Origin of the sequence: Vibrio sp. 11-4(1), assembly GCF_013048625.1 — a bacterium.
Classification (GTDB): domain Bacteria; phylum Pseudomonadota; class Gammaproteobacteria; order Enterobacterales; family Vibrionaceae; genus Vibrio; species Vibrio diabolicus.
This window is the reverse complement of the sequence record NZ_VHSY01000003.1, coordinates 318295-342339: the sequence shown is the minus strand read 5'-3', so window position 1 is coordinate 342339 and position 24045 is coordinate 318295. Positions and strand designations below refer to the sequence as shown.

25 protein-coding genes are annotated in these 24045 nt (G+C 40.4%); 16 read left to right on the top strand and 9 right to left on the bottom strand.

Features of this window, described 5'->3' with window-relative positions; translation table 11 throughout:
- Positions 1-139 precede the first annotated feature (139 nt).
- The 12 genes from FKN16_RS07965 (at position 140) to galU (ending at position 13189) form a co-directional block, all read left to right on the top strand.
- Positions 140-1147 carry an NAD-dependent epimerase gene (locus FKN16_RS07965; RefSeq protein WP_170902434.1) on the top strand — a complete coding sequence of 336 codons (1008 nt, stop codon included), beginning with the start codon at positions 140-142 and terminating at the stop codon, positions 1145-1147.
- Between the two features lie 20 nt (positions 1148-1167).
- Positions 1168-1617, top strand: a complete 450-nt coding sequence (locus FKN16_RS07960; RefSeq protein ID WP_170902433.1) for an acyltransferase — start codon at positions 1168-1170, stop codon at positions 1615-1617.
- Positions 1604-2848: an oligosaccharide flippase family protein gene (locus FKN16_RS07955; RefSeq protein WP_170902432.1), complete on the top strand. Its 1245-nt coding sequence runs from the start codon at positions 1604-1606 to the stop codon at positions 2846-2848. Before FKN16_RS07960 ends, FKN16_RS07955 begins: the two co-directional genes overlap by 14 nt.
- Positions 2833-3276, top strand: coding sequence for an acyltransferase (locus FKN16_RS07950; protein ID WP_170902431.1), 444 nt, complete (start codon positions 2833-2835; stop codon positions 3274-3276). The genes FKN16_RS07955 and FKN16_RS07950 overlap by 16 nt, the downstream gene beginning before the upstream one ends.
- Positions 3264-4088 carry a glycosyltransferase gene (locus tag FKN16_RS07945; protein ID WP_170902430.1) on the top strand — a complete coding sequence of 275 codons (825 nt, stop codon included), beginning with the start codon at positions 3264-3266 and terminating at the stop codon, positions 4086-4088. Before FKN16_RS07950 ends, FKN16_RS07945 begins: the two co-directional genes overlap by 13 nt.
- A complete protein-coding gene (locus FKN16_RS07940; protein ID WP_170902429.1) occupies positions 4085-5155 on the top strand; it encodes a glycosyltransferase family 4 protein in 1071 nt (356 codons plus the stop codon). The genes FKN16_RS07945 and FKN16_RS07940 overlap by 4 nt, the downstream gene beginning before the upstream one ends.
- A gap of 2 nt (positions 5156-5157) precedes the next feature.
- Positions 5158-6414, top strand: a complete 1257-nt coding sequence (locus FKN16_RS07935; protein ID WP_170902428.1) for a hypothetical protein — start codon at positions 5158-5160, stop codon at positions 6412-6414.
- Between the two features lie 110 nt (positions 6415-6524).
- On the top strand, positions 6525-7637 hold the full coding sequence (locus FKN16_RS07930) for a glycosyltransferase (protein ID WP_170902427.1): 1113 nt from the start codon (positions 6525-6527) through the stop codon (positions 7635-7637).
- A gap of 59 nt (positions 7638-7696) precedes the next feature.
- The gene (locus tag FKN16_RS07925) at positions 7697-8848 is read left to right on the top strand and encodes a glycosyltransferase family 4 protein (protein WP_170902426.1); all 1152 of its coding nucleotides are present in this window, start codon (positions 7697-7699) and stop codon (positions 8846-8848) included.
- Between the two features lie 24 nt (positions 8849-8872).
- Complete coding sequence (locus FKN16_RS07920; protein ID WP_170902425.1) at positions 8873-10978, top strand: YjbH domain-containing protein; 2106 nt, start codon at positions 8873-8875, stop codon at positions 10976-10978.
- A 97-nt stretch (positions 10979-11075) separates the two neighbouring features.
- Entirely contained in the window at positions 11076-12242 is a 1167-nt protein-coding gene (locus tag FKN16_RS07915) for a nucleotide sugar dehydrogenase (protein WP_140348006.1), read from the top strand.
- 68 nt (positions 12243-12310) lie between these two features.
- Positions 12311-13189 (top strand): UTP--glucose-1-phosphate uridylyltransferase GalU, encoded by an 879-nt coding sequence (gene galU, locus FKN16_RS07910; protein ID WP_005397961.1) that lies wholly within the window; start codon positions 12311-12313, stop codon positions 13187-13189.
- 100 nt (positions 13190-13289) lie between these two features.
- Here galU and tpiA read toward each other — a convergent pair whose 3' ends face one another.
- Positions 13290-14060 (bottom strand): triose-phosphate isomerase, encoded by a 771-nt coding sequence (tpiA, locus tag FKN16_RS07905; protein WP_005384863.1) that lies wholly within the window; start codon positions 14058-14060, stop codon positions 13290-13292.
- 269 nt (positions 14061-14329) lie between these two features.
- Between tpiA and FKN16_RS07900 the strand changes: the two genes are divergently transcribed.
- From FKN16_RS07900 to FKN16_RS07890, 3 genes are all read left to right on the top strand, one after another.
- Positions 14330-14677 carry a 5-carboxymethyl-2-hydroxymuconate Delta-isomerase gene (locus tag FKN16_RS07900; RefSeq protein WP_170902424.1) on the top strand — a complete coding sequence of 116 codons (348 nt, stop codon included), beginning with the start codon at positions 14330-14332 and terminating at the stop codon, positions 14675-14677.
- A 217-nt stretch (positions 14678-14894) separates the two neighbouring features.
- Positions 14895-15317 carry a DUF805 domain-containing protein gene (locus tag FKN16_RS07895; protein ID WP_170902423.1) on the top strand — a complete coding sequence of 141 codons (423 nt, stop codon included), beginning with the start codon at positions 14895-14897 and terminating at the stop codon, positions 15315-15317.
- Positions 15318-15750: 433 nt separating this feature from the next.
- Positions 15751-16041 (top strand): GIY-YIG nuclease family protein, encoded by a 291-nt coding sequence (locus tag FKN16_RS07890; RefSeq protein ID WP_170902504.1) that lies wholly within the window; start codon positions 15751-15753, stop codon positions 16039-16041.
- Here FKN16_RS07890 and FKN16_RS07885 read toward each other — a convergent pair.
- From FKN16_RS07885 to glpX, 3 genes are all read right to left on the bottom strand, one after another.
- Entirely contained in the window at positions 16035-16385 is a 351-nt protein-coding gene (locus FKN16_RS07885) for a DUF3135 domain-containing protein (RefSeq protein WP_170902422.1), read from the bottom strand. The two genes, FKN16_RS07890 and FKN16_RS07885, sit on opposite strands and share 7 nt — an antisense overlap.
- Before the next feature lie 160 nt (positions 16386-16545).
- Positions 16546-17166, bottom strand: a complete 621-nt coding sequence (locus FKN16_RS07880) for a metalloregulator ArsR/SmtB family transcription factor (RefSeq protein ID WP_170902421.1) — start codon at positions 17164-17166, stop codon at positions 16546-16548.
- 359 nt (positions 17167-17525) lie between these two features.
- Positions 17526-18533, bottom strand: coding sequence for a class II fructose-bisphosphatase (gene glpX / locus FKN16_RS07875; RefSeq protein WP_005383180.1), 1008 nt, complete (start codon positions 18531-18533; stop codon positions 17526-17528).
- Between the two features lie 348 nt (positions 18534-18881).
- Here glpX and zapB point away from each other — a divergent pair, with 348 nt between their 5' ends.
- A complete protein-coding gene (gene zapB, locus FKN16_RS07870) occupies positions 18882-19124 on the top strand; it encodes a cell division protein ZapB (protein ID WP_005379536.1) in 243 nt (80 codons plus the stop codon).
- A 134-nt stretch (positions 19125-19258) separates the two neighbouring features.
- Here the strand turns inward: zapB and rraA are convergent, their stop codons facing one another.
- The 5 genes from rraA to ftsN form a co-directional block, all read right to left on the bottom strand.
- A complete protein-coding gene (gene rraA, locus FKN16_RS07865) occupies positions 19259-19768 on the bottom strand; it encodes a ribonuclease E activity regulator RraA (protein WP_170902420.1) in 510 nt (169 codons plus the stop codon).
- 76 nt (positions 19769-19844) lie between these two features.
- A complete protein-coding gene (locus tag FKN16_RS07860; protein ID WP_047009017.1) occupies positions 19845-20762 on the bottom strand; it encodes a 1,4-dihydroxy-2-naphthoate polyprenyltransferase in 918 nt (305 codons plus the stop codon).
- Between the two features lie 643 nt (positions 20763-21405).
- On the bottom strand, positions 21406-22737 hold the full coding sequence (gene hslU / locus FKN16_RS07855; RefSeq protein ID WP_006742475.1) for an HslU--HslV peptidase ATPase subunit: 1332 nt from the start codon (positions 22735-22737) through the stop codon (positions 21406-21408).
- 23 nt (positions 22738-22760) lie between these two features.
- A complete protein-coding gene (gene hslV, locus FKN16_RS07850) occupies positions 22761-23312 on the bottom strand; it encodes an ATP-dependent protease subunit HslV (RefSeq protein WP_170902419.1) in 552 nt (183 codons plus the stop codon).
- Between the two features lie 115 nt (positions 23313-23427).
- A complete protein-coding gene (gene ftsN, locus FKN16_RS07845; RefSeq protein ID WP_017820300.1) occupies positions 23428-23976 on the bottom strand; it encodes a cell division protein FtsN in 549 nt (182 codons plus the stop codon).
- Positions 23977-24045: the final 69 nt, after the last annotated feature.

Genomic DNA, 24045 nt, shown 5'->3' with positions numbered 1-24045 from the left:
AAATTAGATAAGAAAAATTCTGGTTACAAATACCAACTTTGTTAAAGCTGATGCGTTCATTGTACGTGTCTCGTGTTGATAAATATAAATCATTATATGTCCCTTATATCTAGGGACATTAAGTTGTCTAGGAAAAAATATGAAATACTTAGTAACAGGCGCTGCTGGATTCATTGGCAGTGCTGTGGTCGAGCGCCTGACAGAAATGGGTCACGATGTCATTGGTATAGATAACATTAACAACTATTACGACGTTAACTTGAAGCACGCTCGGTTAGAGCGAATCGAACACCCTTTATTTAAGTTTATCAAACTGGATATTGCCGACCGTGTGGCCATCCCAGAGCTATTTGCCAACGAGCAATTTGATCGCGTTATCCATTTAGCAGCGCAGGCAGGTGTACGTTACTCTTTGGATAATCCGCTTGCTTATGCCGATAGTAATTTAGTGGGACACCTAAATATTTTAGAAGGGTGTCGCCATAATAAAGTTAAACACCTCGTTTACGCCTCATCAAGCTCGGTTTATGGTCTAAATGAAAAAGTACCTTTCAGCACAGATGATTCAGTTGACCATCCAGTCTCTCTATATGCTGCGACCAAAAAGTCTAACGAGTTAATGGCGCACACCTATTCTCACCTTTACGACATTCCAACTACCGGATTACGTTTCTTTACTGTTTATGGACCATGGGGCCGCCCGGATATGGCCTTGCTCAAGTTCACCCATAAAATCGTAAAAGGCGAAACCATTGATATCTATAACAATGGCGATATGAGTCGAGATTTTACTTATATTGATGACATAGTAGAAGGTATTATTCGTATCCAAAATGTTATACCTGAAAATAACATTGCTTGGACTGTAGAAGACGGTTCGCCTGCAACCAGTTCTGCTCCTTATCGCGTGTACAACATTGGTAACGGTCAGCCGGTGAAACTGATGGATTATATTCAAGCATTAGAAGACACACTAGGAATTGAAGCGAAAAAGAACTTTATGCCGATGCAGCCTGGCGATGTATACCAAACCTTTGCAGATACGAAAGCGCTGTATGAAGCAACTGGATACAAACCTGAAATAGATGTGCGAAAAGGTGTGGCGGAGTTCGTCAAATGGTTTAATCATTTTTATAGAAATCAGTAATAATAAAGTTGTGTTATATAATGAAATTATTAAGGATTGTAGATTTTTTAAAATTGAAATTATCCATAAAACGTGGATTGAAACTAGGAAAAAATTGCAGATTAATGAAGGGAATTAACTTTGGAAGTGAGCCTTTTTTAATCTCAATATCAGATGAAGTGACGGTTTCATTTGATGTTACATTTATTACACATGATGGAGCTACTTGGGTTTTTAGAGATAAAGATTGTTCATTAACTAAGTTTGGCTATATAAAAGTAGAGGAACGTGCATTTATTGGTGCAAAAAGTATATTGTTGCCAGGTGTAACAGTTGGGAAGCGAAGTGTAGTAGCTGCAGGATCTGTTGTCACACGCAGTATACCTCCTGGTGAAGTATGGGGGGGGAATCCAGCACGCTTCATATGTAGCGTGGATGATTATTACGAAAAGACCAAGTTGTTAGAACAAAATAAAAATGCTACCACGTAAAATTATAAATGGAATATTTTCTCTCCAAGCATTGAAGGTATTTGAACTTATCGTTCCACTTCTCACGCTGCCTTTGGTTATTAAATCAATTGGCTTTGAAGATTATGGATATATAGCATTTTCTCAAGTGATCGCACAATATTTGATCATGGTTATTGAGTGGGGGTATTCTTCATCTGCAACTAAGTATTTGGCAATTGAAAAAAACATACAGATAAAAAAATATTTCTATCTATGGTCCTCTTTTTTTAAGTTGCTTGCTTTTCTTATATTTACATATCCACTATGTTTTGTTTTGAAAAAAAATGGCGTTGATAATGATGTTATAATTTTTACACTGGCATTTGTTTTATTTTCTTCACTGAACGGAATATGGGTACTACAAGCGGAATATAAGCTTTACTGGCAAGCAATTATAATGGCAATTGGTCGTTTGGTATTTCTTATTTCAGTTGTATTATTTAATGATTCAGTGCACTTTAAATATATATATTTGTTCACCTTATACAGCCCTCAGTTTTTAATGTTTATATTCTCAAATTTACTTATCTTAAAACTTTACGCTTGTGATGTTGAGGTGGTTTTCAGGGATTCATTTCATTTGGTATCAAAAGAATTGAATAAACAACGTTGTGAAGGATGGAGTATATTGTCATACAGATTGATAAGTAGTGCTGCAAATCCATTTTTAGTGCTGATGTTAAATAATTATGTTGGAGGAGCGTCGGGAGTAACGATCCTTAATATCTTACAAAAAATGAATTCAGCTGTTACAGGGGTTATAATGCCGGTAATTCAATCAGCATACCCATATATGGCAGAAAAAAAACATGAAGCATTAGATAAATATTCTAAATTAAAGAAAAAGATTTATATTATTTTAATCTTTCTTTCAGTTTCGGCTTGTTCGGTGCTTATTCTTACATCTGGTTATATTCAAGAATATTTAAATATACCGCAATCAATTAATTTCACACTGTTAGTGTCAATTTTTTGCTTGAATATACCACTATCAACCCTATCGAGTCTTACATCTCATACGATTATACTTGGAAATATGGCTGAGAGAATCAAGTATGCCACAATGACTGGAATGATAGTGTTGATATCTACTTCACTTTTTCTTTCTGAGTATTTGGATTTGCTATTTCTGATTAAAATATACCTATTTTCACAATTTATAATCTATCTGATTCTTTTAAGGATAAAAATCAAATGCTGTCCAGATTGATGAAAATTTTATTGAAAAGGAAAATAAAAAGGTTTAACAGAAGTGCAATAGTGTCTGTTTATGGTTATTTTGAAATAATAAAACCAGAAAACCTTATTTTAAACGGAAGGTTATCAGTAAACGCATTTTGTTATATCAATGCAAGTGAAAAAATCATAATTGGAGATAATGTTTCACTTTCATCAGGATCTAAGTTGATTACAACAACGCTAGATAAAAATAATTTAGAAAGTTATAAACACATCCACTCAGGAATTGAAGTCGGTAATAATGTGCAAATTGGCGCAAACGCTATAGTACTTCCTGGAGTAAAAATTGGCAACAACGTTATTGTTGGTGCGGGGGCAGTAGTTACGAAAAACATTGAAGATAATTGTATTGTTGCAGGTGTGCCGGCAAAAATAATAGAGAGATTATGTACAAAGTAAGTTTGATTATGGCTATATATAAAGAGCCAATATCTTGGGTTATCTCATCACTAAATTCTTTAAAGAACCAAACTTGTCAAGACTTTGAATATATTATAGTTTTGGACAATCCAAAGAGAAAAGAAGAAATTTCGCAATTGATTGATGAACTAGATATAAGTTCAGATCGTCTTGTTTTAATTTGTAATGAGGTCAATTTAGGGTTGACAAAGTCTTTAAACATAGGTTTGAAATGTTGTCGAGGAAAATTCATAGCGAGACTTGATGCTGATGATATCTCAAAAGAAGAACGTTTTGAGAAACAGATTGATTTTATGGAATCCAACCCTAATTTGGTTGTCAGTTATTCATTAGTTACTTATATAAATGAAGTTGGGGACGTATTATTTGATTCATGGTTACCTAAGAGTTCTGGAAAGGTTTTGGATTCTTTGGATAAAATTAATCTTATAGCACATCCATCAGTAATGATGAGAAAAGATTATTTGATAGATAATAATGTAAAATATAATGAAGACTATGTAAGGGCTCAAGACAAGGCTTTATGGAAAGAGCTTGTTAGTAAGGGAGCTGATTTTGGTATGATAAGAGAGCCTTTAATATTCTATAGATTAAATCAACAAAGTGTCAGCACTAAAGACGAGTTCATTTATGAGAGGAGGCTAATCAATAGTGCACTTTTTTGTGGAGAAAACAAATTTGCTAGAAAATACATATTAAGTAATTTTCGCTTAACATTTATTGTATCGTTATTTAAAAGTTTTATCCCCGCTAAAATTCGAATCGCGATCAATGAAGCGAAACTATCATGAATATCTATATTATATCTCATGAATTACCACCGATTGGGGGTGGTGCTGGAACAATAGCTAAAACTCTTTACTCAGAAATGTTTTCAATCTCTGATGATAAAAAAAACGTTTACTTGATGACCAATAACAAAGCAGAAATTGAAAACGATATAATAACTAATGTGATAAAAGTAAAAGCTAGTAGATTTAAGCCTATAAAATATTTGTATAAAGTTTTCTTAAATAGAAAGAATGCAGACTTTTTTATATTAAATGATTTAAGGGCACATTTAGCTATGGCTTTTTTTCCGTTTAAAAAATATCAGAGTAAAGCTATATTGATAATACACGGCTCAGAGCCTGAGATGATAATTAGTTCTAAAATTATCTTTGTCAGACAAGCTTTAGTCTACTTGTATAAAAGGTTGATAGCTAATTCTAAGAATGTTGTTTTTGTTAGTGACTATGTCAAAAATAGGTTTTTGAACAAGCTTGAAATAATGCCTGAAAGTAAATTTATAGTTATTAATAATGGAGTTCCGAGTCTAGAGCTTAACTCTAAAACTAACCGTAGTTCTAACGTTATCTCAATACTAAGTGCTAGCCGTATAGTGGAAGGAAAGGGCTACGTAAAAATGTACAAATACTTAAGTGAACTTAGGAAGGATTTAGCTATTCAATGGCATATAGCAGGAGATGGCCCATTTCTTAAGAAGTTTAAAGATATAACGATCAATGATGAGTGGATAACATTCCATGGTAGGCTAAATAGTGGCTCACTACAAAACCTCATGGCTGCGTCTGATTGTTTTATTTTATTATCCGAATTGACAGAGGCACATCCATTATCTTACATGGAAGCCGCTATGGTAGGATGCCCAAGCATTGGCTACTCAAGGTATGGCACTTTAGATTCAATTATATCTGGTAAGACTGGTTATTTTGTTGATTATGAAAGTAGTCATGAAGGCTTACTCTCATCATTAAAAAAATCATTACTATTAGATCGTAACGAAATAGCAAACGTTGCAAGAAGTGAATTTAACATGAAAAATATGATCGACAAGTATCTTAAGCTAGTGGATTAGTCATGAATGAAATATTGGAATATCAAAGCTATTATATATTTTTAAATGCTTTTACATTAGTTTATTTTCTATTTAGAAAGTCTGAAATTAGACTTTATTCTGTATTTGTTCTTTCTTTTTTCCTTTATCACTCTCCTTTCCTTTTTGGTGAATCTATTTGGAAGGTCAGTGGTATTTCCTATGAGATATCATTTTCTGAAGCATCATATCTAATTCTTTGTTTTAATTCAACTTTCTTGTTGTTAATGCTTTTGCTCAGTGATTTATATTATAAGAGTGAACGATCCGTAAGTTACTCCTATGATTTAAGTAAAGCAAATGTCCAATTTTTTTGGATAATGTTGTTTTTTACGTTAATGTTAATACTAACATACTATATTTCTAGTGACTTTGAAGCTTTGAAAGTTTCAACGAAAGTTGTTCCGAAGTCACATGCTTTCAAGTTGGCTGTCCCTGCACTTATTATGGCTACTATTATGTCATTCTGGTATAGAAATAAGCTTTATATTTTTCTCTTGCTCTTATGCCATTTTTCTATTTTTATTGTAGGGAACAGATTACCAATTGTGATATCAATAATAGCTATATCATACCTTTATCTATCTGGAACAAGAGTTCGATTTATAAATAAGTGGAAGTTTTTATTAGTCTCATTGTTTTTCTTAATGGTAATTATTCATTTTAAAATACTTTACCATGCGTTTGTTCATCAGAAATATGATATGTTAATTGCCGTATTAAATGGCGAGTTCTTAATGTATTCTATTCAGAATGCAGAACCAACGCACGTTAGCGCTGTATATAATGAAGTAGTTACAAATGAATTCAAAATTAGTATAGGTTATTTGTTTCAATTAATATTTGTGTTAATTCCATTTATTCCATCTCTATTTGGTTTTAAGCCAACATCGTTTGCTAGTTTATATAAGGGCTACCTGTTTGGTAATGAGGGTGATTCATTCGCAAGTAACTTTTGGGCTGTTGGTTACTCCTTGTTTGAAGTGTATGGAATATTTATCTCCTTATTTATGGTTGTAGCTCTTGTTTTATATATTGATATGTTACAAAAGCGATTTATATCAACTTCATCTTTAAAGAAGTTGACCCTAGTATTGTCTTTCTCATGTACTCTTGTATTTTACATTCATAGGAATGATTATACCTTTATAATATCATTGTTAAGGTCATTCTTTATTGTTTGGTTCATGGCTTATCTTGTTCATTATATTGTTTTAAAGTTAGGAAGTAAAACTAATTGATGTGTTAGAACAGTGTTCAAAACAGTATTACAAGATATAGTTAAAACAGCATGCCGGTATTATTTCTTGGTGTGGTTAATAATTTTATTTAAGTTAGGTTGAGAATTAAAATGACAAAAGCAATACTTATTAATGACCTACGTAATGGTGGCGCAGAGAGAGTTGTTGCTAATATCGTTAACAATTCCACTGAAGAAGTTTTACTTATAAAGATTTGGCCCGATGAATTTAATAAAATAAATTCAATTAATAAGCTCAATCTATTAAAAAGAAAAAGGTTTTTACCTCTAGATCTGATAATTGCATTTTTTAGACTGATAGTTTTGATTAGAAAAGAAAAGTTATCAACTATAAATAGCCATTTGTTTTGGGCTAACTACTTAAATGTTTTTGTATCATTGTTTTTAAAGCAAAAAACCATATGTACACATTGTGTGTCATTGGAGTCAAAATTCGAAAAAAATAAAAATTTAAAAGCATTCCATTCGTTCCTTGTGAAAAGGTTATTAAAATATGCTTCATTTCATACTTACAAATCCCTTGATATGAAAAGAGAATATGAAGAAGGCTTATTTCTTACGAATGGAAGTGTTATATATAATCCTTTAGATATTGACAAAGTTAATATTCTTTCTAATGAATACGAAGCTTTTGATTTTAAAAATGACACGATATATGTTTTAGTCGTAGGTAGATTTCACAAGACTAAAAATCAAATAGCAATAATCGAGTCTATTCCTAAGATGCCTGACGGTGTTGTATTTCTGTTTCTAGGTGATGGTGAAGAGTTGGATAAATGCAAAAAAAAATGTGTTGAATTACAAATTGAAAGTAAAGCTTTTTTTCTTGGTCAGATTGAAAATCCATATCCTTTTTACAAGAGGTGCAGATATTACTTGTCTGTTTCTAATTCAGAAGGATTTCCCAACGCTCTTATTGAAGCAATAAGTTTAGACTGTTACCCTATTCATTTAGATTGTAAGACAGGGCCAAGGGAAATATTAAGCTGTCTTTATAGTTCAAATGATTTTGAAAGGTTTGATTTTTGGGAAAAATATAAACTAGGAATACTTTTGAATAGTGATTCAATTGAGTCTATATCATCCGTAATTGATTATTGTATTTCAAGTGATCCTATTATAGATGCTAAGGATAAGACACGTTTACTAGGAGAGATTACTAATAATATTATAATTAGTAAATACATTGGTGTTATGGATTGAATATGTGGTGTTAATTTTATCAAACAATTTTCTTCTTTTTATTTGTGGTGTTTTAATAAATGTCAATAGTAGCTATAACATCTAATACAAGTTGGTATCTTTATAATTTCCGAAAAAATACAATTATTTCTTTGCTTAACGAAGGATATCAAGTCATTGCTATTGCTCCGCAAGACGAATATTCAAAGAAGTTAGAAGGTATAGGTGCGCGTTATATTAATATTAATATTGATCAAGGTGGAACTAATCCTATCAAAGATTTAAAAACACTCTTTTTCTTTTATCGGATTTTTTCAAAAAATAATGTAGATATAGTGCTAAACTTTACTCCTAAGAACAACATATATGGTACTTTAGCTGGGCATTTTGTCGGGGCTAAGTCAGTGAATAATATTGCTGGTTTGGGTATGGTTTTCATTAATGAATCCATTACGGCAAAGTTAGCTCGTTTTCTTTACAAAGTTAGTCAACGCAAAGCCTATAAGATATTCTTCCAAAATGAAGATGATAGGGAGTTATTCTTAAATAACAAACTTGCAGATGTTTCTATTACTGATAGGTTACCAGGCTCAGGTGTAGATTTAACTCGTTTTACTCTCAAGCCTGCTGCTGACGACGGAGTTGTTCGGTTTCTATTAATTGCTCGTATGCTCTATGACAAAGGCATTGGTCATTACGTCGATGCTGCGAGAAAACTTAAAGCTAGTTATGGCGACGGTGTTGAGTTTCAACTGCTTGGTTTTGTTGGAGTAAATAATCCATCAGCTGTCACCGAATCTGAAATGCAAGCATGGGTTGATGAAGGCATCGTAAATTATCTTGGCACTTCTGACTGTGTCGAAGAGGAGATTGCGAAGGTAGATTGCATGGTGCTTCCTTCATTCTACCGAGAGGGAGTACCTAAATCGTTACTTGAAGCGGCGGCAATGGGGAAACCCATAGTAACAACTGACAATGTTGGTTGTCGTGAAACGGTTGACGATGGCGTCAATGGTTATTTATGTGCTCCTCGCTCGACAGAGAGTTTGATTGAAAAACTGGATTTGGTGATTAACCTCACTCATCAAGAAAGGTTAACAATGGGACAATTCAGTCGTCAAAAAGTTGAACGAGAGTTTGATGAGCAGTTAGTCATACAAAAATACTTGGACGCAGTGGAAGATTGCTTTCAAAAAGAAAAAACTCAAGCAGAAGGCCTAAGTGCCAGCTAGCAAAACTAAATAAAATAAAGAGTTATGATCAAAAAGATTTCAGTGGATGAAGTAACGATAATTACCCTATCGTTGGCTTTTAGTTGTGGCGTCGCGGCAAACGAATTGCAGACGCTAAATTCTAACCAAAGCTTTAGTGGACTGGTTTTTAACCCTAATGCTCAAGTGAAAGAGTATGGCGACTTTGGTGTATCTTTTGCCCAAGGGCGCCCTTGGCTTGACGAGGTGCAAGGTTTAGATTCTATAAAAGTATCTTTCGGCCTCATTGAAGGGTTAGAGGCTCATGGTAGTATCGTTACTTATGATTATAACTCGAACTGTTTTAAAACAGGCTGTGGCGGTATTCGAGATTTATCACTATCACTGAAGTATCAGGTTCCCAATTTTTGGGGGAATGAGAACTTAGATTTTGCTTTAGGTATGCAAGATGTCGGTGGTGCTGCAACTAAGCTCATGACTAATTTTGCCGTCGCTGATTATACGTTTAATGTACTTCCCTTAAGGGTTTCTGCTGGTTTCGGTCAGTCAGAAGAGCGTTTGATGGGTGTTCTAGATGGCCCTTTTGGTGGCTTTGAATACCAACCTTTTGACTTTGTTCAACTAGTAGGAGAGTACGATTCAGTAGAATTCAACTCTTCTATAAAAGTGTTTACTCCCGATAATTTACTGCCTAATGATATAACCGCCTCATTAAGTTACCAGATTTATTCTGGTCATGAATCGGATGGTTCAAGCGTTTGGAGTGCTGCACTCTCGATGCCATTGATAACGGAATACTCTCGCTCTCGCGACTACGCGAAGAATAATATGACGTTAATGGATCGTTTAGTCGTTGAGCAAAACAAAGCGCAACAAGCGTCAATTTCCTCTTTGGTTAGTGCGTTAAAAAATGAAGGCTTCGTTAATGTTCAAGTGGGCGTATCAAATGACAAAGTTGTGGTGGCTGTAGAAAACCGCCGCTACAACCATAACCAAGTTGACGGACTAGGTGTCGCTCTGGGTATTGTGTCGAGTCATTTAGGTCAAAATGCGGCGCAAGATATAGGCGCTGCATCGGATCAATTTGAACTTGTGATGCTTGCCAACCAAAAACCAGTGGTCAGCGTTTTGTCTGACGCTAACTGTTACCAAAGTTTTGTCAATGGTAGCGCAGCTTGTGATGACATTCAGTTTATCACGCGCGATTTACCGGAAAGATTAGACATGGTTGATTGGAAAACGGAGCGAGTTAATTCAGGCACTTTAGATTCGCAGATCGTGCTTTCTCCTATGGTAAGGCATGGTTTTGCAACCGAGTACGGTGTGTATGATTACTCTTTTGCTATGTCTAGCAACTTATACACCTACCTATGGTCTGGCGCGGCAATTGATGTTCGTCATATTTTACCTTTAGCAGAAAGTGACGATTTTGAAGAAGGTGGGTATTTCGAAGACAGCGCGTACGAGAACGAGATTGATCGTGCAATGGTGCATCAGTTCTTCCGTTTACCATATGTCGATATTGCTAACCAGGTCTCTCTAGGCTTGGTTAAGTCGGATTATATCGGTGCGCGCAGCGAATCAGCTTGGTTCTCTCAGTCGGGCAACCATGAGTTGGGACTAGAGATGAGCTACTTCCAACATCAAGACGAAAAAGACAAAAATGGTTATGCGAATCCAGACCGCCAAACCTTTTTAACTCGTTACACATTCTCTATGCCAGAGTGGGATTGGCAGTTTAACGCAACTGCTGGCGAGTTTTGGAAAGGGGATGTTGGCGCAAAATTCACGACATCACATTGGTTTGAAGACATAGAAGTATCAGCAAGTTATCAGGTGACAAAGTTTAATGATACAGACGAAGAGCAGTTTGTCACTGTGTCAGTAAAGCTGCCATTAACGCCATGGCGTGATATGTCACCGGGAGTGATACAAGTTCGTGGTAACGAGGCTTATGATTTCAACGTTACGACACGAGTTGGCAACGATACAAACTATTTGGCAGCAGGCCAGGGTGATGAACTCGTGATGGATAATAGTATGCTTCGCCGCTACTTTAACCGAGGCCGTTATGGTCAAGAGTACTTTGAGCAGAACAAGCTGCGCATTCGCAATGCTTATTTGCGTTACTTGGGTACTCAATTAAATTAAGTTGTGTTGCTAGTTAGGCTTTTAGTTAATCACCGCACTCTACCGAGAGTGTCGGTGTTTTGATATGCTAGCGTCAGTTAAATAATAGGAAATAAAAATGAAAATTGCTGTAGCAGGCACGGGCTACGTCGGTTTGTCCAATGCCATGTTATTGTCACAAAACCATGAGGTTGTGGCGGTTGATATTATCCAAGAAAAAGTGGACTTGTTGAATGACAAGAAATCTCCAATTGTTGATGCGGAAATCGAACATTTCCTTGCAAACAAAGAACTCAACTTTGTCGCGACGCTAGATAAAGAGCGAGCTTACAAAGACGCAGAGTTTGTTGTTATTGCCACACCAACGGATTATGACCCTCAAACGAACTACTTTAACACCTCTTCAGTTGAAGCAGTGATTAAAGATGTGATGACGATTAACCCAGATGCGGTTATGGTCATTAAGTCGACTGTACCTGTGGGTTATACTGCGCGTATTAAAGAGGAGCTCGGTTGTCAGAATGTTATGTTCTCTCCAGAGTTTCTTCGCGAAGGCAAAGCTCTTTACGATAACCTACACCCGTCTCGCATTATCGTTGGTGAGCGTAGCGAACGTGCAGAGAAGTTCGCTAACCTTTTAGTTGAAGGTGCAGTAAAAGAAGACATCTCGGTTTTGTTTACTGACTCTACAGAAGCAGAAGCGGTTAAGTTGTTTTCAAACACGTACCTTGCGATGCGCGTGGCTTACTTCAACGAATTAGATTCTTATGCTGAAGCACATAACCTTGATGCGCGCCAAATTATTGAAGGTGTAGGCTTAGATCCTCGTATTGGCAACCACTACAATAACCCTTCATTTGGTTACGGTGGCTACTGCTTACCAAAAGATACCAAGCAATTGTTGGCAAACTACCAAGAAGTTCCTAATAACATCATTGGTGCTATCGTTGATGCAAACCGCACTCGTAAAGATTTTATTGCCGACTCCATTATCAAACGTCAGCCAAAAGTAGTGGGTATTTACCGCTTAATTATGAAAGCTGGTTCAGATAACTTCCGCGCTTCGTCTATTCAAGGCATTATGAAGCGTATTAAAGCGAAAGGTATTGAAGTAGTGGTTTACGAGCCGGTACTGCAGGAAGATGAGTTCTTCCATTCTGCCGTTATCCGCGATATTGAAGAGTTCAAACAAATGTCAGATGTCATTGTTTCTAACCGCATGGTTGAGGAACTTGCTGATGTGGCTGATAAAGTTTACACCCGTGACCTGTTTGGTAGCGATTAATTCGTCTTTATATTCAAAATAATATAACAGGCTCCCTCAGAGGAGCCTTTTTTTAGTTGGTAATGGTTATGATTAAAAAATGTTTATTCCCTGCTGCGGGTTACGGTACACGTTTCCTTCCTGCAACTAAGTCGATGCCGAAAGAAATGATGCCAGTGGTGAACAAGCCATTGATTGAATACGGTGTTGAAGAAGCGATTGAAGCCGGTATGGACGGTATGTGCATCGTCACTGGTCGTGGTAAGCACTCGTTAATGGATCACTTTGATAAAAACTACGAGCTAGAGCATCAAATTAGCGGTACAAGTAAAGAAGCGCTGCTTGATGATATTCGTTCTTTGATTGATTCTGCGAGTTACACTTACATCCGTCAGCGTGAAATGAAAGGCTTAGGTCACGCTATTCTTACGGGACGTGAATTGGTCGGTGATGAACCGTTTGCTGTAGTGCTTGCGGATGACCTTTGTGTGAATGAGGACAAAGGCGTTCTAGCGCAAATGGTTGAGCTGTACAAACAGTTCCGCTGTTCAATCGTTGCGGTACAAGAAGTGCCGGAATCAGAAACGCATAAATACGGTGTGATTGCTGGCGAGATGATCAAAGATGATATCTTCCGTATTGATAACATGGTTGAAAAGCCAGAGCCAGGCACTGCACCTAGCAATCTAGCGATTATTGGTCGCTATATTCTGACCCCCGATATCTTTGAGCTGATTGAAAATACAGAGCCGGGTAAAGGTGGCGAGATTCAAATCACCGATGCGCTGATGCAACAAGCTCAATCTGGTTGTGTTTTGGCATACAAATTTAAAGGTCAGCGCTTTGATTGCGGTAGTGTAGAAGGCTACATTGAAGCCACAAATTACTGCTACGAGAACCTTTATAAGAAGGATTCCAGTGCGGAGCTCGCGAAAAAACCAACCGTGAAAATTGCTGAGCCAGCATAATTCAGAACTTCCTATCGGTGTACTCCGAGTGGATAACACGCAAACAAAAAGGGATGCATGATGCATCCCTTTGTTATTTCTACTCTCAGTAAAAACGAGATTAAGCTTTTGCTTTAGCCGCTGCTTTAGCGATTGCCGCGAAGCTTTTCGCGTCTAGAGAAGCGCCGCCAACTAGAGCACCGTCGATGTCTGGTTGTGAGAAGTAAGCTTCAGCGTTTTCTGGCTTAACAGAACCACCGTATTGGATGATTACTTGTGCTGCAACTGCTTCGTCTTTCGCAGCGATAAGTGCGCGGATAGAAGCGTGGATGCGTTGTGCATCTTCAGCGGTTGCTGCTTTACCAGTACCGATAGCCCAGATTGGTTCGTAAGCGATGATTGCGCCGTTTAGAGCTTCAACACCGTAAGTGTCGATAACTGCGTTGATTTGACGTGCACATACAGCTTCAGTTTCGCCAGCTTCGTTTTGCGCTTCAGATTCACCGATACAGAAAACAGGAGTTAGGCCGTTTTCTTTTAGGAAGTTGAATTTCTTAGCGATAAACTCGTCAGATTCGTTGTGGTATTCACGACGCTCTGAGTGACCGATGATGATGTGAGTAGCACCGAAATCTTTCAGCATTTCTGGAGACATATCGCCAGTGAACGCACCGCTGTTGTTTAGGTCAGTGTTTTGAGCACCTAGGATGATCTTGTTACCGCCTTCAGCGATTACTCGCTCTGCTAGGTCGATGTAAAGTGCTGGTGGAGCGACTGCTACGTCAACACCTTCAACGCCTTCAAGTTCTGCGTTAAGACCAGTTAGCAGCTCAGTTACCATTGCTTTGCTGCCGTTTAGTTTCCAGTTACCCATCACTACAGGACGACGCATAGGAATATCTCCCTTATCTTTAATGTAAATAGTCAATTAATGTAAAAAATCTACGTAGGAATATAACAGAATAATGTGAACAGATCATGATTGGCGTCATGTCTTGTCCGGCTTTCTTTACTGATTCGACCAAGCATCGATCCTGTTATTTTTGTCAAAAGCAATCGATTGGTGATCACGTAGACAGAATGATAGTTCATTCCTCGGAAATTGCTGCTGAGATTGGTATTACTACGCGCTGGAATTAATTGTTGTAGAAAGGAATCAAAATGCCAAATCTCGTTTTAGAGTATTCAAACTCGGTGGAAGAGCGCGTCAACATTCAGGGATTGCTGGAGGATTTACATAAAAAGGCATTAGAGAGTGGTCTTTTTGAGCTCGCGTCAGTGAAATCTAGAACGCTCAGGTGCCACAATTGGTTAATTGGGGAAGAGGGCGATAGCCTCGACTTTATCCATATCAACTTTGATTTGCTATCTGGCCGTTCCCAAGAGCAGAAGCGAGAACTGTCACGAGCCTTGATGGCGACACTTCAAGAGCAAGCCAGTCACGTGCACAGCTTAACGGTCAACATCCGAGACATGGACGTAGACAGTTTCCAGAAGGTAGTGAATTAGGTTAAACCGAGTTTCTTGAGAATAGCGAGCAGGGTTAAGCACCGTGAGATGCAAGGGAGCTGAAAGCTAATAGGCCTTATCGAGAGTTTATCGTTGCTTGAGCTTAGTCGTGCTCTGCTTGTTATAACGGCGTTGTTGGCGCTTACACTGCCGGTGTGCTTTCCAAACCATATCGACTCGGCTAATCTATAACCTTTCTACTTTGGGGTAAAATTTGATGTCGATTAAAGAGTTACTGTTTTCTTTTCAAGGACGTATAAACCGTAAAACCTACTGGATTTGGAACGTCATTTACTATGTCTCTATTCTAGGTTTTGGTGCTGGAATCAGTAAGCTATTTCCTACTTTCTCCTATTTACTTCTCCCTATTTTCTTGGTGATTTTGTTAATCCCTGATTTGGCGATCACCACCAAGCGTTGGCATGACCGCGACAAATCAATCTATTGGCTAGCACTGAATATTCCGCTGATTATCGGACGAATCGCCACGCCAATGACCAGCCCTGTCGCACAAGAGCCGTCGACACCGCAAATGTTCGTTGCATCCATTTCTCTGATTTGTGGTTTATGGATTCTAATTGAATGTGGCTTCTTAAAGGGGACATCAGGACCAAACCAATATGGCCCTGAGCCTGAGTAATCGCTCTAAGTAACGTGCTCGCTGAAAGTAGATTCTTAGTCTCGCTAAGGCTCGCTAGAATGACGAACTCTTTTGATTTAGAGACTGTTAAAGCCACTGTCATTCTGAACAACGAGGAACGAGGTGATTCAGAATCTATCATCCGGTTGAGCAGTGGCTAAGGTGAGTGCGAAAGAATAGGAGCTTGCTGTTACCAGATTTTTAGTCTCGTTTGAGCTCGCTAGAATGACGAACGCTTTTGACCTAGAGCTTATTAAAGTCACCGTCATTCTGAACAACGAGGCACGAGTGGGATTCGAATCTAGCGCCCGGTTGTACAGCGGTGAAGGTGAGTGGGAAAGAACAGGAGTTTGTTGCTACTCGATTCTTAGTCTCGCTGGAGCTCGCGAATTACAATGGAAAAGTAACAGCGAATAATGAAGGAGAATGAATCATCGATAAGACACCTTGCGTTTATATCCTAACGTCAAATAACAACGCCGTTCTTTACATAGGTGTTACCAGTCAGCTGCCCCAAAGAATATGGCAACATAAAAACGGAGTAGTGGAAGGATTTACTAAGAAATACAACGTTCATAAGCTCGTTTACTTTGAGTTATTCGACGATATGGCTACGGCTATAAACCGAGAAAAGCAGCTCAAGCAGTGGAAGCGTGAGTGGAAGTTAGCCTTGGTAAGAGAAACGAACCTTAACTTTCTCGATCTATCTACTGAGTATCAGTAAAAATCATCCCTATCTTTAAACGCATTTAAGCTAACCACATCCGCTTTTTGTGTCGGTGCCGCTTCCCCTTCTAGCGCTGCTTTGAACTTCACGACCTGTTTTTGCAACTCGTTCATCAATACCACATTGGTGTGATGAGGGTTTTTACACGTGCTGATGACTCTATCGATGTGGCTTTGTTGAGCCCACAATCTTTCTTTCATATTTTCTGATGCACTTTCGATCATCTCTTTCGCCATCTCATGACGAAATTGCTCAAAAGCTTCTGGGTCTCGCTCTGCCATTCGAACCATTTCATCGAATGGAGGAAGCGTTTGGGATGGGATATGACGTAGAGTAGACATTTATGCTCTCCAAATCCTTATGGAAATTGCCTTTAGTTACTAAAAGCCTATACCACTAGAAAGAGGAGAGAGGATGAATTCTTCAGCCGTCTCACTTATAAGAGAAGCTTTCAAGCTTGAGGTTGAATAAGTGCGGCATGTCGATGTTTGGTTGTGGTGGTTACTGCGGTGGTTGGATGCGGTAAACGCAGCGTCTTTGGCCGCTAATGATGTGTTCGGTACGTTCTACTTTGGTGTCATGTCCAAGTAAAGACTGAAAGACACTCAATTCTGATTGGCACAAGCTTGGGCAGCGAGTTGCGGCTTTACAAATCGGACAGTGATTTTCGATCAAGATAAATCCGTTCTCATCTTTCTCGAGCTCGGCCATATAGCCTTCTTGCTCTCTTAATGTGACGAGTATTTCTAGTTTGCTTTGCAGAGAGTCGCATTGCTCAAGATGCTGACGATAACTTTGTAATGTGAGTTTTTCCCTTTCTGATGTGACTTTTTCCAGTCCATCTTTGCCAAAGATATGTTCGACAGCTTCTATAAACTGAATGGTCAACTCACCGTGACGGTCAGCAAATTGCTCATGACCTTTTTGAGTGAGAGACCAATGACGAGCAGGGCGACCTACTTTGACTTTGACGTCATGAATAGACAGGATGCCATCATCTTCTAAACTTTGCAGGTGCTGACGCGCCCCCATAGTTGTCATACCCAGCTCAGAAGAGAGTTGTTTTGCAGTGACGGAACCATCACGCTTAACGATTTGCAATATCCTATCTACGGTCTTCATATACCCACCATTTATACGTCAGTACATATTATGCGCGATAGGGTTAGTAAAGAAAAGTGTTGACTTAGTTTGAGTGGGGATCTGTTGGGTCTATGTTCATGCGAACCAATATATATCGCCACTCTGAACAGCGAGAAACGAGGTGATTCAGAATCTATCGTTCGGTTGTGCAATGGTTATGGTGAGAGGGAGAGAATAGGAGTTTGCTGTTACTGGATTTTTTAGTCTCGCTGGAGCTCGCTAGAATGAGGAGTTCTTTTGATTTAGAGTTTATTAAACTCACCGTCATTCTGAACAACGAGGAACGAGTGTGAGAAAGAAAGGCTCCAACTCAGATTGGCTAGAGCCTCGAGAAATGCTTAAAGAATAATATCACGCACTTCTGGATCTTTACGATCTAGGTAGTGAGTCGACTTAATGCGACGAATAGTACGGCATCGACCACGCACGAGCAGCGTTTCTGTCGTTGCGATATTGCCTTGGCGAGAGATGCCTTCTAGCAAGTCACCTTTAGTAATGCCTGTTGCTGAGAATACCACGTTGTCGCTGCGTGCCATGTCTTCCATTTTGAGGACAACATTCGCTTTTACGCCCATTTCATCGCAGCGTTTTAGTTCGTCTGCGCCGTAAATGCGGTTTTCTTCAGTATCGCCTTTTACTTCGTGACGCGGAAGTAGACGACCGTGCATGTCACCGTCTAGCGCTCGAATCACCGCAGCTGAGACGACCCCTTCTGGCGCGCCGCCAATACAGTACATCATGTCCACTTCACTGTCTGGCATACAAGTCAGAATAGAGGCAGCCACGTCACCATCAGGCACCGCAAAGACACGTACGCCCATTGCTTGCATTTCTGCAATAACGTCATCGTGGCGAGGTTTCGCAAGGGTAATAACGACTAGGGTATCAAGTGGTTTGTTCAGGGCTTTTGCTACGTTCTCTAGGTTCTCTTTTAACGGCTTTTCTAAGTCAATCACGCCTTTTGCACCTGGGCCAACAACCAGTTTTTCCATGTACATATCTGGCGCTTTAAGAAAGCTGCCTTTCTCACCTGCGGCAAGTACGGCTAGTGCGTTCGATTGTCCCATTGCCGTCATACGCGTCCCTTCAATCGGGTCGACAGCGATATCCACTTCATCACCACCAATACCCACTTGCTCACCAATGTATAGCATTGGCGCATCATCGATTTCACCCTCACCAATGACAATTTCGCCACTGATATCTGTTTTGTTCAGTAGCGTGCGCATAACTTCAACAGCTGCGCCATCGGCTGCGTTTTTATCGCCACGGCCAAGCCATTTGTAACCAGCCAAAGCTGCACCTTCAGTCACACGGGAAAATGCCATTGCTAAATCGCGTTTCATGATGTCTCCAAGTAAGCAAGAGGGAAGAAGAATTTGCGCGGCGATTCTATCACAACGTAGGGTAAACGTTTGCCTTTTTGCGGAGCTTTTACTTTATCTAACTTGAATTTGATCAATACTTAGGGCGATTTTCAGCGTGGCGAGAGGCAAAATCCTTGCTCAAAAATGCTTCGGCGATAAGAAAAGTCAGCGTTTAGTGAGATTGCGCCGATTTTTTGACCGAATGATGCAAAATATCGAATATAGTGAGTGTTTCTCATCGCGACGCTGAGTAGAATGAACCTTATATAGGTTAGGTGTGCGTCAATCTCGCACATCGTCCCAACGGAATAACATAGGTAGGCCAAGATGTCTTTTGAAGTACTAGAACAACTAGAATCTAAAATTCAAACTGCAGTTGACACAATCACTCTTCTTCAGATGGAAGTCGAAGAGCTGAAAGAAGATAAAGCAAAACTTGCGGAAGAAGCGAACGAGCTTCGCTCTCAACGAGAAGAGCTAGAGCAAAAAGCACAACAAGCACAGCAAGAGCATGCGCAATGGCAAGAGCGCATTCGTGCACTACTTGGCAAAATGGACGAAGTGGAATAATCCGGCTTCTTCATTCCAAATTAAAAACACCCGCGTTAAGCGGGTGTTTGTGTTTTGGGCAAGTTGAAAATCGTTGGGACAAGCTCGATGCTGATAGCCAAGAGAAGGTCCTAAACTTAGGTACCTAAGACTCGTTATTCTTCTTCTTCATCCAACTCTAAATCAATATTCAATGGCTCAGGCGACAGGATGATCCCAGTGCTATCAGCATAAATATAATCTTCAGGTAAAAAGCTGACGCCGCCAAAGTTGACTGGTACATCTAATTCGCCGATACCCTGGCTGGTCGCTCCAACAGGAATAGAAGCGAGGGCTTGAATGCCTAAGTTCATATCTTCAAGTTCATCTACTTCACGAACACAGCCGTAAACGACAATGCCTTCCCACTCGTTTTCTTCCGCAATAGTTGCGATTTCTGCATCGATAAGGGCTTTACGTAGGGAACCGCCACCGTCAATTAACAAAACGCGACCAAGTCCATCTTGCTCTAATGTCTCGCGGATCAACGAATTATCTTCAAAACACTTGATGGTGGTGATTTGCCCGGCAAATGAAGCGCGACCGCCAAAATTACTGAACATTGGTTCAACCACATCTACCTGATCGAGGTAGATATCACAGAGTGCTGAGGTATTGTATTCCATAGCGTACCTTTCTAAACAGAAATTGGTTGTCTTTGAGTATATCTAGGCATTAAGTCAATGCAATGACAATCCTTTTTTAACTTACTAGAGTTTGAGCTACCACAATTGTTGCAAACAAAACGTTGGTGACTAAAGAGCATTTCACGATGACAGGCATCATTGGTGCTATCTGAGCGGGCTTTTGTGTATGCCAAACCGCTTTACCATGATCGGCCACGAAATAAATACTAAGTAAAAATGGCAAGCTAATCCAAACGGGTTTGTCTTGAATTAACAAGTAAGCCGCAAAGGCAAGAATAGCACCGCCAAGTAAAACAAAGTGGTACTGCTTGGCTTTGCGTTGACCCAAACGCACTGCGACCGTGCGTTTACCACACTCTCGGTCGTTTTCGATATCACGCATATTGTTGATGTTGAGTACTGCAACGGCGAGTAAACCGCAGCCTAGAGCAGGTAAGAATAGCGTGGTATCTACGTGACCAGTATGCAAGAAATAGGTACCGGATACGCCGAGTAAACCAAAAAACAAGAAAACTGAAATATCGCCAAGCCCCACGTAACCGTATGGTTTGCTACCCATGGTGTAAGCAATCGCCGCGAGGATGGCTAAAATTCCCAGCCCGATAAACGTCACAATGCTTTCCAGTGAGCTTAGTGAATAGAAAACTAACACTAAGCCAGAAATAGCGGTCAGAACGATGTTAAAGATAATCGCCTGTTTCATCTGTTTCGCACTTACCGCGCCAGACTGCATCGCTCGTAATGGGCCAAGGCGTTTGTCGTTATCTGTACCTTGAACGGCATCGCCATAGTCGTTCGCAAGGTTGGATAGAATTTGCAGCAACGTCGCGGTTACGAAAGCCATGATGGCAATTGTCGGTGAAAAATGACCCGCCGAGTAGGCGAGTACGCTACCCGTTAAGATAGAGACTAACGCCAGAGGTAGTGTTTTTGGGCGAGCGGCTTCAAGCCAGATCTGTAAAGATTGTTTCATGGAAATTTCGTGCTAGTAACCAATGTGCCCAGTATAAGCACAAAGAGGCAGATACGCTATTGACCTAAAACAACTCAACTAAAAGTCAAAGGGTGAAGGAGAAGGAAAGCAGTTTCGATATTTGAGGCGATAAAATAGCCCTCTTTTTGGAAAGTGGAGGGTACGGAGAACGCTGCTATTAGATTCTTAGTCTCGCTGGAGCTCGCTAGAATGACGAGATCTTTTGATTTAGATGTTGTCAAAGTCACCGCCATTCTGAATAACGAGGAACGAGTGTGATTCAGAATCTATCGTCTGGTTGTGCGGTGGTTAAGGTGAGAGATGAAGAGTAAGCGTCTGCTGTTAGCAGATTCTTAGTCTCGCTTGAGCCGGCTAGAATGACGAGACCTTTTGATTTAGGTGTTGTCACAATGACCGTCATTCTGAACAACGAGGAACGAGCGTGATTCAGAATCTATCATCCGATTGTGCGGTGGTTAAGGTGAGAGATGAAGAGTAGGCGTCTGCTGTTAGCAGATTCTTAGTCTCGCTTGAGCTCGCTAGAATGACCAGACCTTTTGATTTAGGTGTTGTCACAGTAATCGTCATTCTAAACAAAAAAGCCCAGAAACAAGGTTCTGGGCTTTGGTAAAATAGATTGCGATTAAAGAATAAAGCGGCTTAGATCTTCATCTTCAATCGTGTCGCCTAGGCGCTCTTTCACATAAGCGGCATCGATAACAAACTTCGCGCCAGATTGCTCCGCTGCGTCGTAAGAGATTTCATCCATCAAGCGTTCCATTACGGTGTGTAAGCGACGAGCACCGATGTTTTCTGTGCTTTCGTTGACCGTCCATGCCGCTTCCGCGATTTGCGTGATGCCGTCTTCTGTGAATTCGATGTCCACATCTTCCGTTTTCATCAACGCCACGTACTGCTCTGTTAGAGAGGCTTTTGGTTCTGTCAGAATGCGTTTGAAGTCGTTGCTGCTTAGTGCTTCTAGCTCAACACGAATTGGTAGACGACCTTGCAATTCTGGGATCAAGTCAGATGGTTTTGCCACTTGGAATGCACCAGATGCAACAAACAGAATGTGGTCTGTTTTTACCATGCCGTGCTTGGTTGATACCGTGCTGCCTTCAATCAATGGAAGTAGGTCGCGCTGAACACCTTCGCGTGAAACGTCTGGGCCTGAGCTCTCGCCGCGTTTACAGATTTTGTCGATCTCATCGATAAATACGATGCCGTTGTTTTCAACGTTGAAAATCGCTGCTTCTTTTAGCTCTTCTTGGTTTACCAGTTTTGCCGCTTCTTCTTCCGCTAACGCTTTCATTGCGTCTTTGATTTTCAGCTTACGTTTTTTCTTAGTGTCGCCTGCCAGGTTTTGGAACATGCCTTGCAGCTGGTTAGTCATCTCTTCCATACCAGGAGGCGCCATGATCTCTACGCCCATCTGTGGTGCGGCTACGTCGATTTCAATTTCTTTATCGTCTAGCTGGCCTTCACGCAATTTTTTACGGAAAATCTGGCGAGTGTGAGAAGACTCTTCCGTTTGCTCTGCTTGACCCCAGCTATCACGTGCTGGTGGCAGTAGCGCATCAAGAATGCGTTCTTCCGCTTGCTCTTCAGCGCGGAATTTTACTTTTTCCATCGCTTGTTGATGCGTCATTTTCACAGCGACATCAGTCAGGTCACGGATGATGGTTTCAACTTCTTTACCAACGTAACCCACTTCGGTGAATTTTGTCGCTTCAACTTTGATGAAAGGGGCATTTGCCAGTTTTGCTAGGCGGCGTGCGATTTCAGTCTTACCAACACCAGTAGGACCAATCATCAAAATGTTTTTTGGCGTCACTTCGGCACGCAAACTTTCTTCAAGCTGCATACGGCGCCAGCGGTTACGAAGTGCAATCGCAACCGAACGCTTGGCTTTTTCTTGACCGATAATGTGGCGGTTCAATTCATGAACGATTTCGCGAGGCGTCATTTCAGACATATTCTTTCCTTACTTCGTTACGATTACGCGGTTGGTTTTTCAGGCTCTACCGTTGAGTCTAACTCTTCTACTGTGTGGTTGTGGTTGGTGAAGACACAAATATCACCCGCGATATTGAGAGCTTTTTCCGCGATCTCACGAGCATCTAGATCTGTGTTTTCTAGTAGGGCGGTTGCGGCAGCTTGTGCGTAAGCACCACCAGAGCCAATCGCAATCAGGTCGTGTTCTGGCTGTACGACATCACCATTACCGGTAATGATTAACGATGCGGTTTCGTCGGCAACGGCAAGTAAGGCTTCGAGCTTGCGCAGAGCACGATCGCTACGCCAGTCTTTGGCTAGCTCAACCGCAGCCTTAGTAAGGTGGCCTTGGTGCATTTGCAGCTTGCTTTCGAAGCGCTCAAAAAGGGTGAAGGCATCCGCAGTGCCGCCAGCAAAGCCCGCTAGTACTTGGTTGTTATATAAGCGGCGAACTTTGCGCGCATTACCTTTCATTACGGTATTGCCTAGAGATACTTGGCCATCACCCGCGATGACGACTTTATTATTTCGACGTACAGATACAATGGTAGTCACAGTCGACCTCTTGATTATTTCTCTTTGGATTTAATTCAGTATATGGGGGAGGGGAAATAGGGATTCAAGGGGGCAAAAAGAAAGGCCCTAGGATCTTAGCTCCTAGGGCCTGAGTTTAAAGATTTTCTTTCCAAATCGCACATGGCTCGATTTTCGCGCGTTGCAGTTTATGACGGTCACGTTCTGCATCACGTTTGAACTTATACGGACCTAGCACCACGCGATACCATGAACTACCTTCTTTCTTACGAATCTTGCTCGACATTCCTTGGAACGCGATTGCAAGCTTGCGCTCTTCTGCTTGCGCCTGGGTTTTGTAAGCGCCACATTGCATGATGTAAGGAATTTTAGAAACTTCAATTTCTTTGGCCACAACTTCAACTTCACGTTTCGGTAGTGACTCAACATATTCCCACTTTTCTTCTGGTGGTGGCGGCAAATCTTTTTTCGGCTTTGGTTTGCTCACAGTGGTTGTTGGCTGTTTTACGACAGGTTGTTTTGGTTCTGGGTCGCTACTCAAAAGGTAAAGACCATAGCCAAAACCGCCCACAAGCAAGATAGCGAGCAGGCCACTACGCCAAGGTTTTTTTCTTCTCGGCGGCTGTTTTTTTGTCGACTTTTTTGGGGCGCCTCGCCCCCGTCTTACATAATCTCTATTTGCCACGGTTATTTCTGGTCATCAAGGATTCTTGCAAATATGTTAATCCAGAACGAGTTGAGAAAACACCCTATT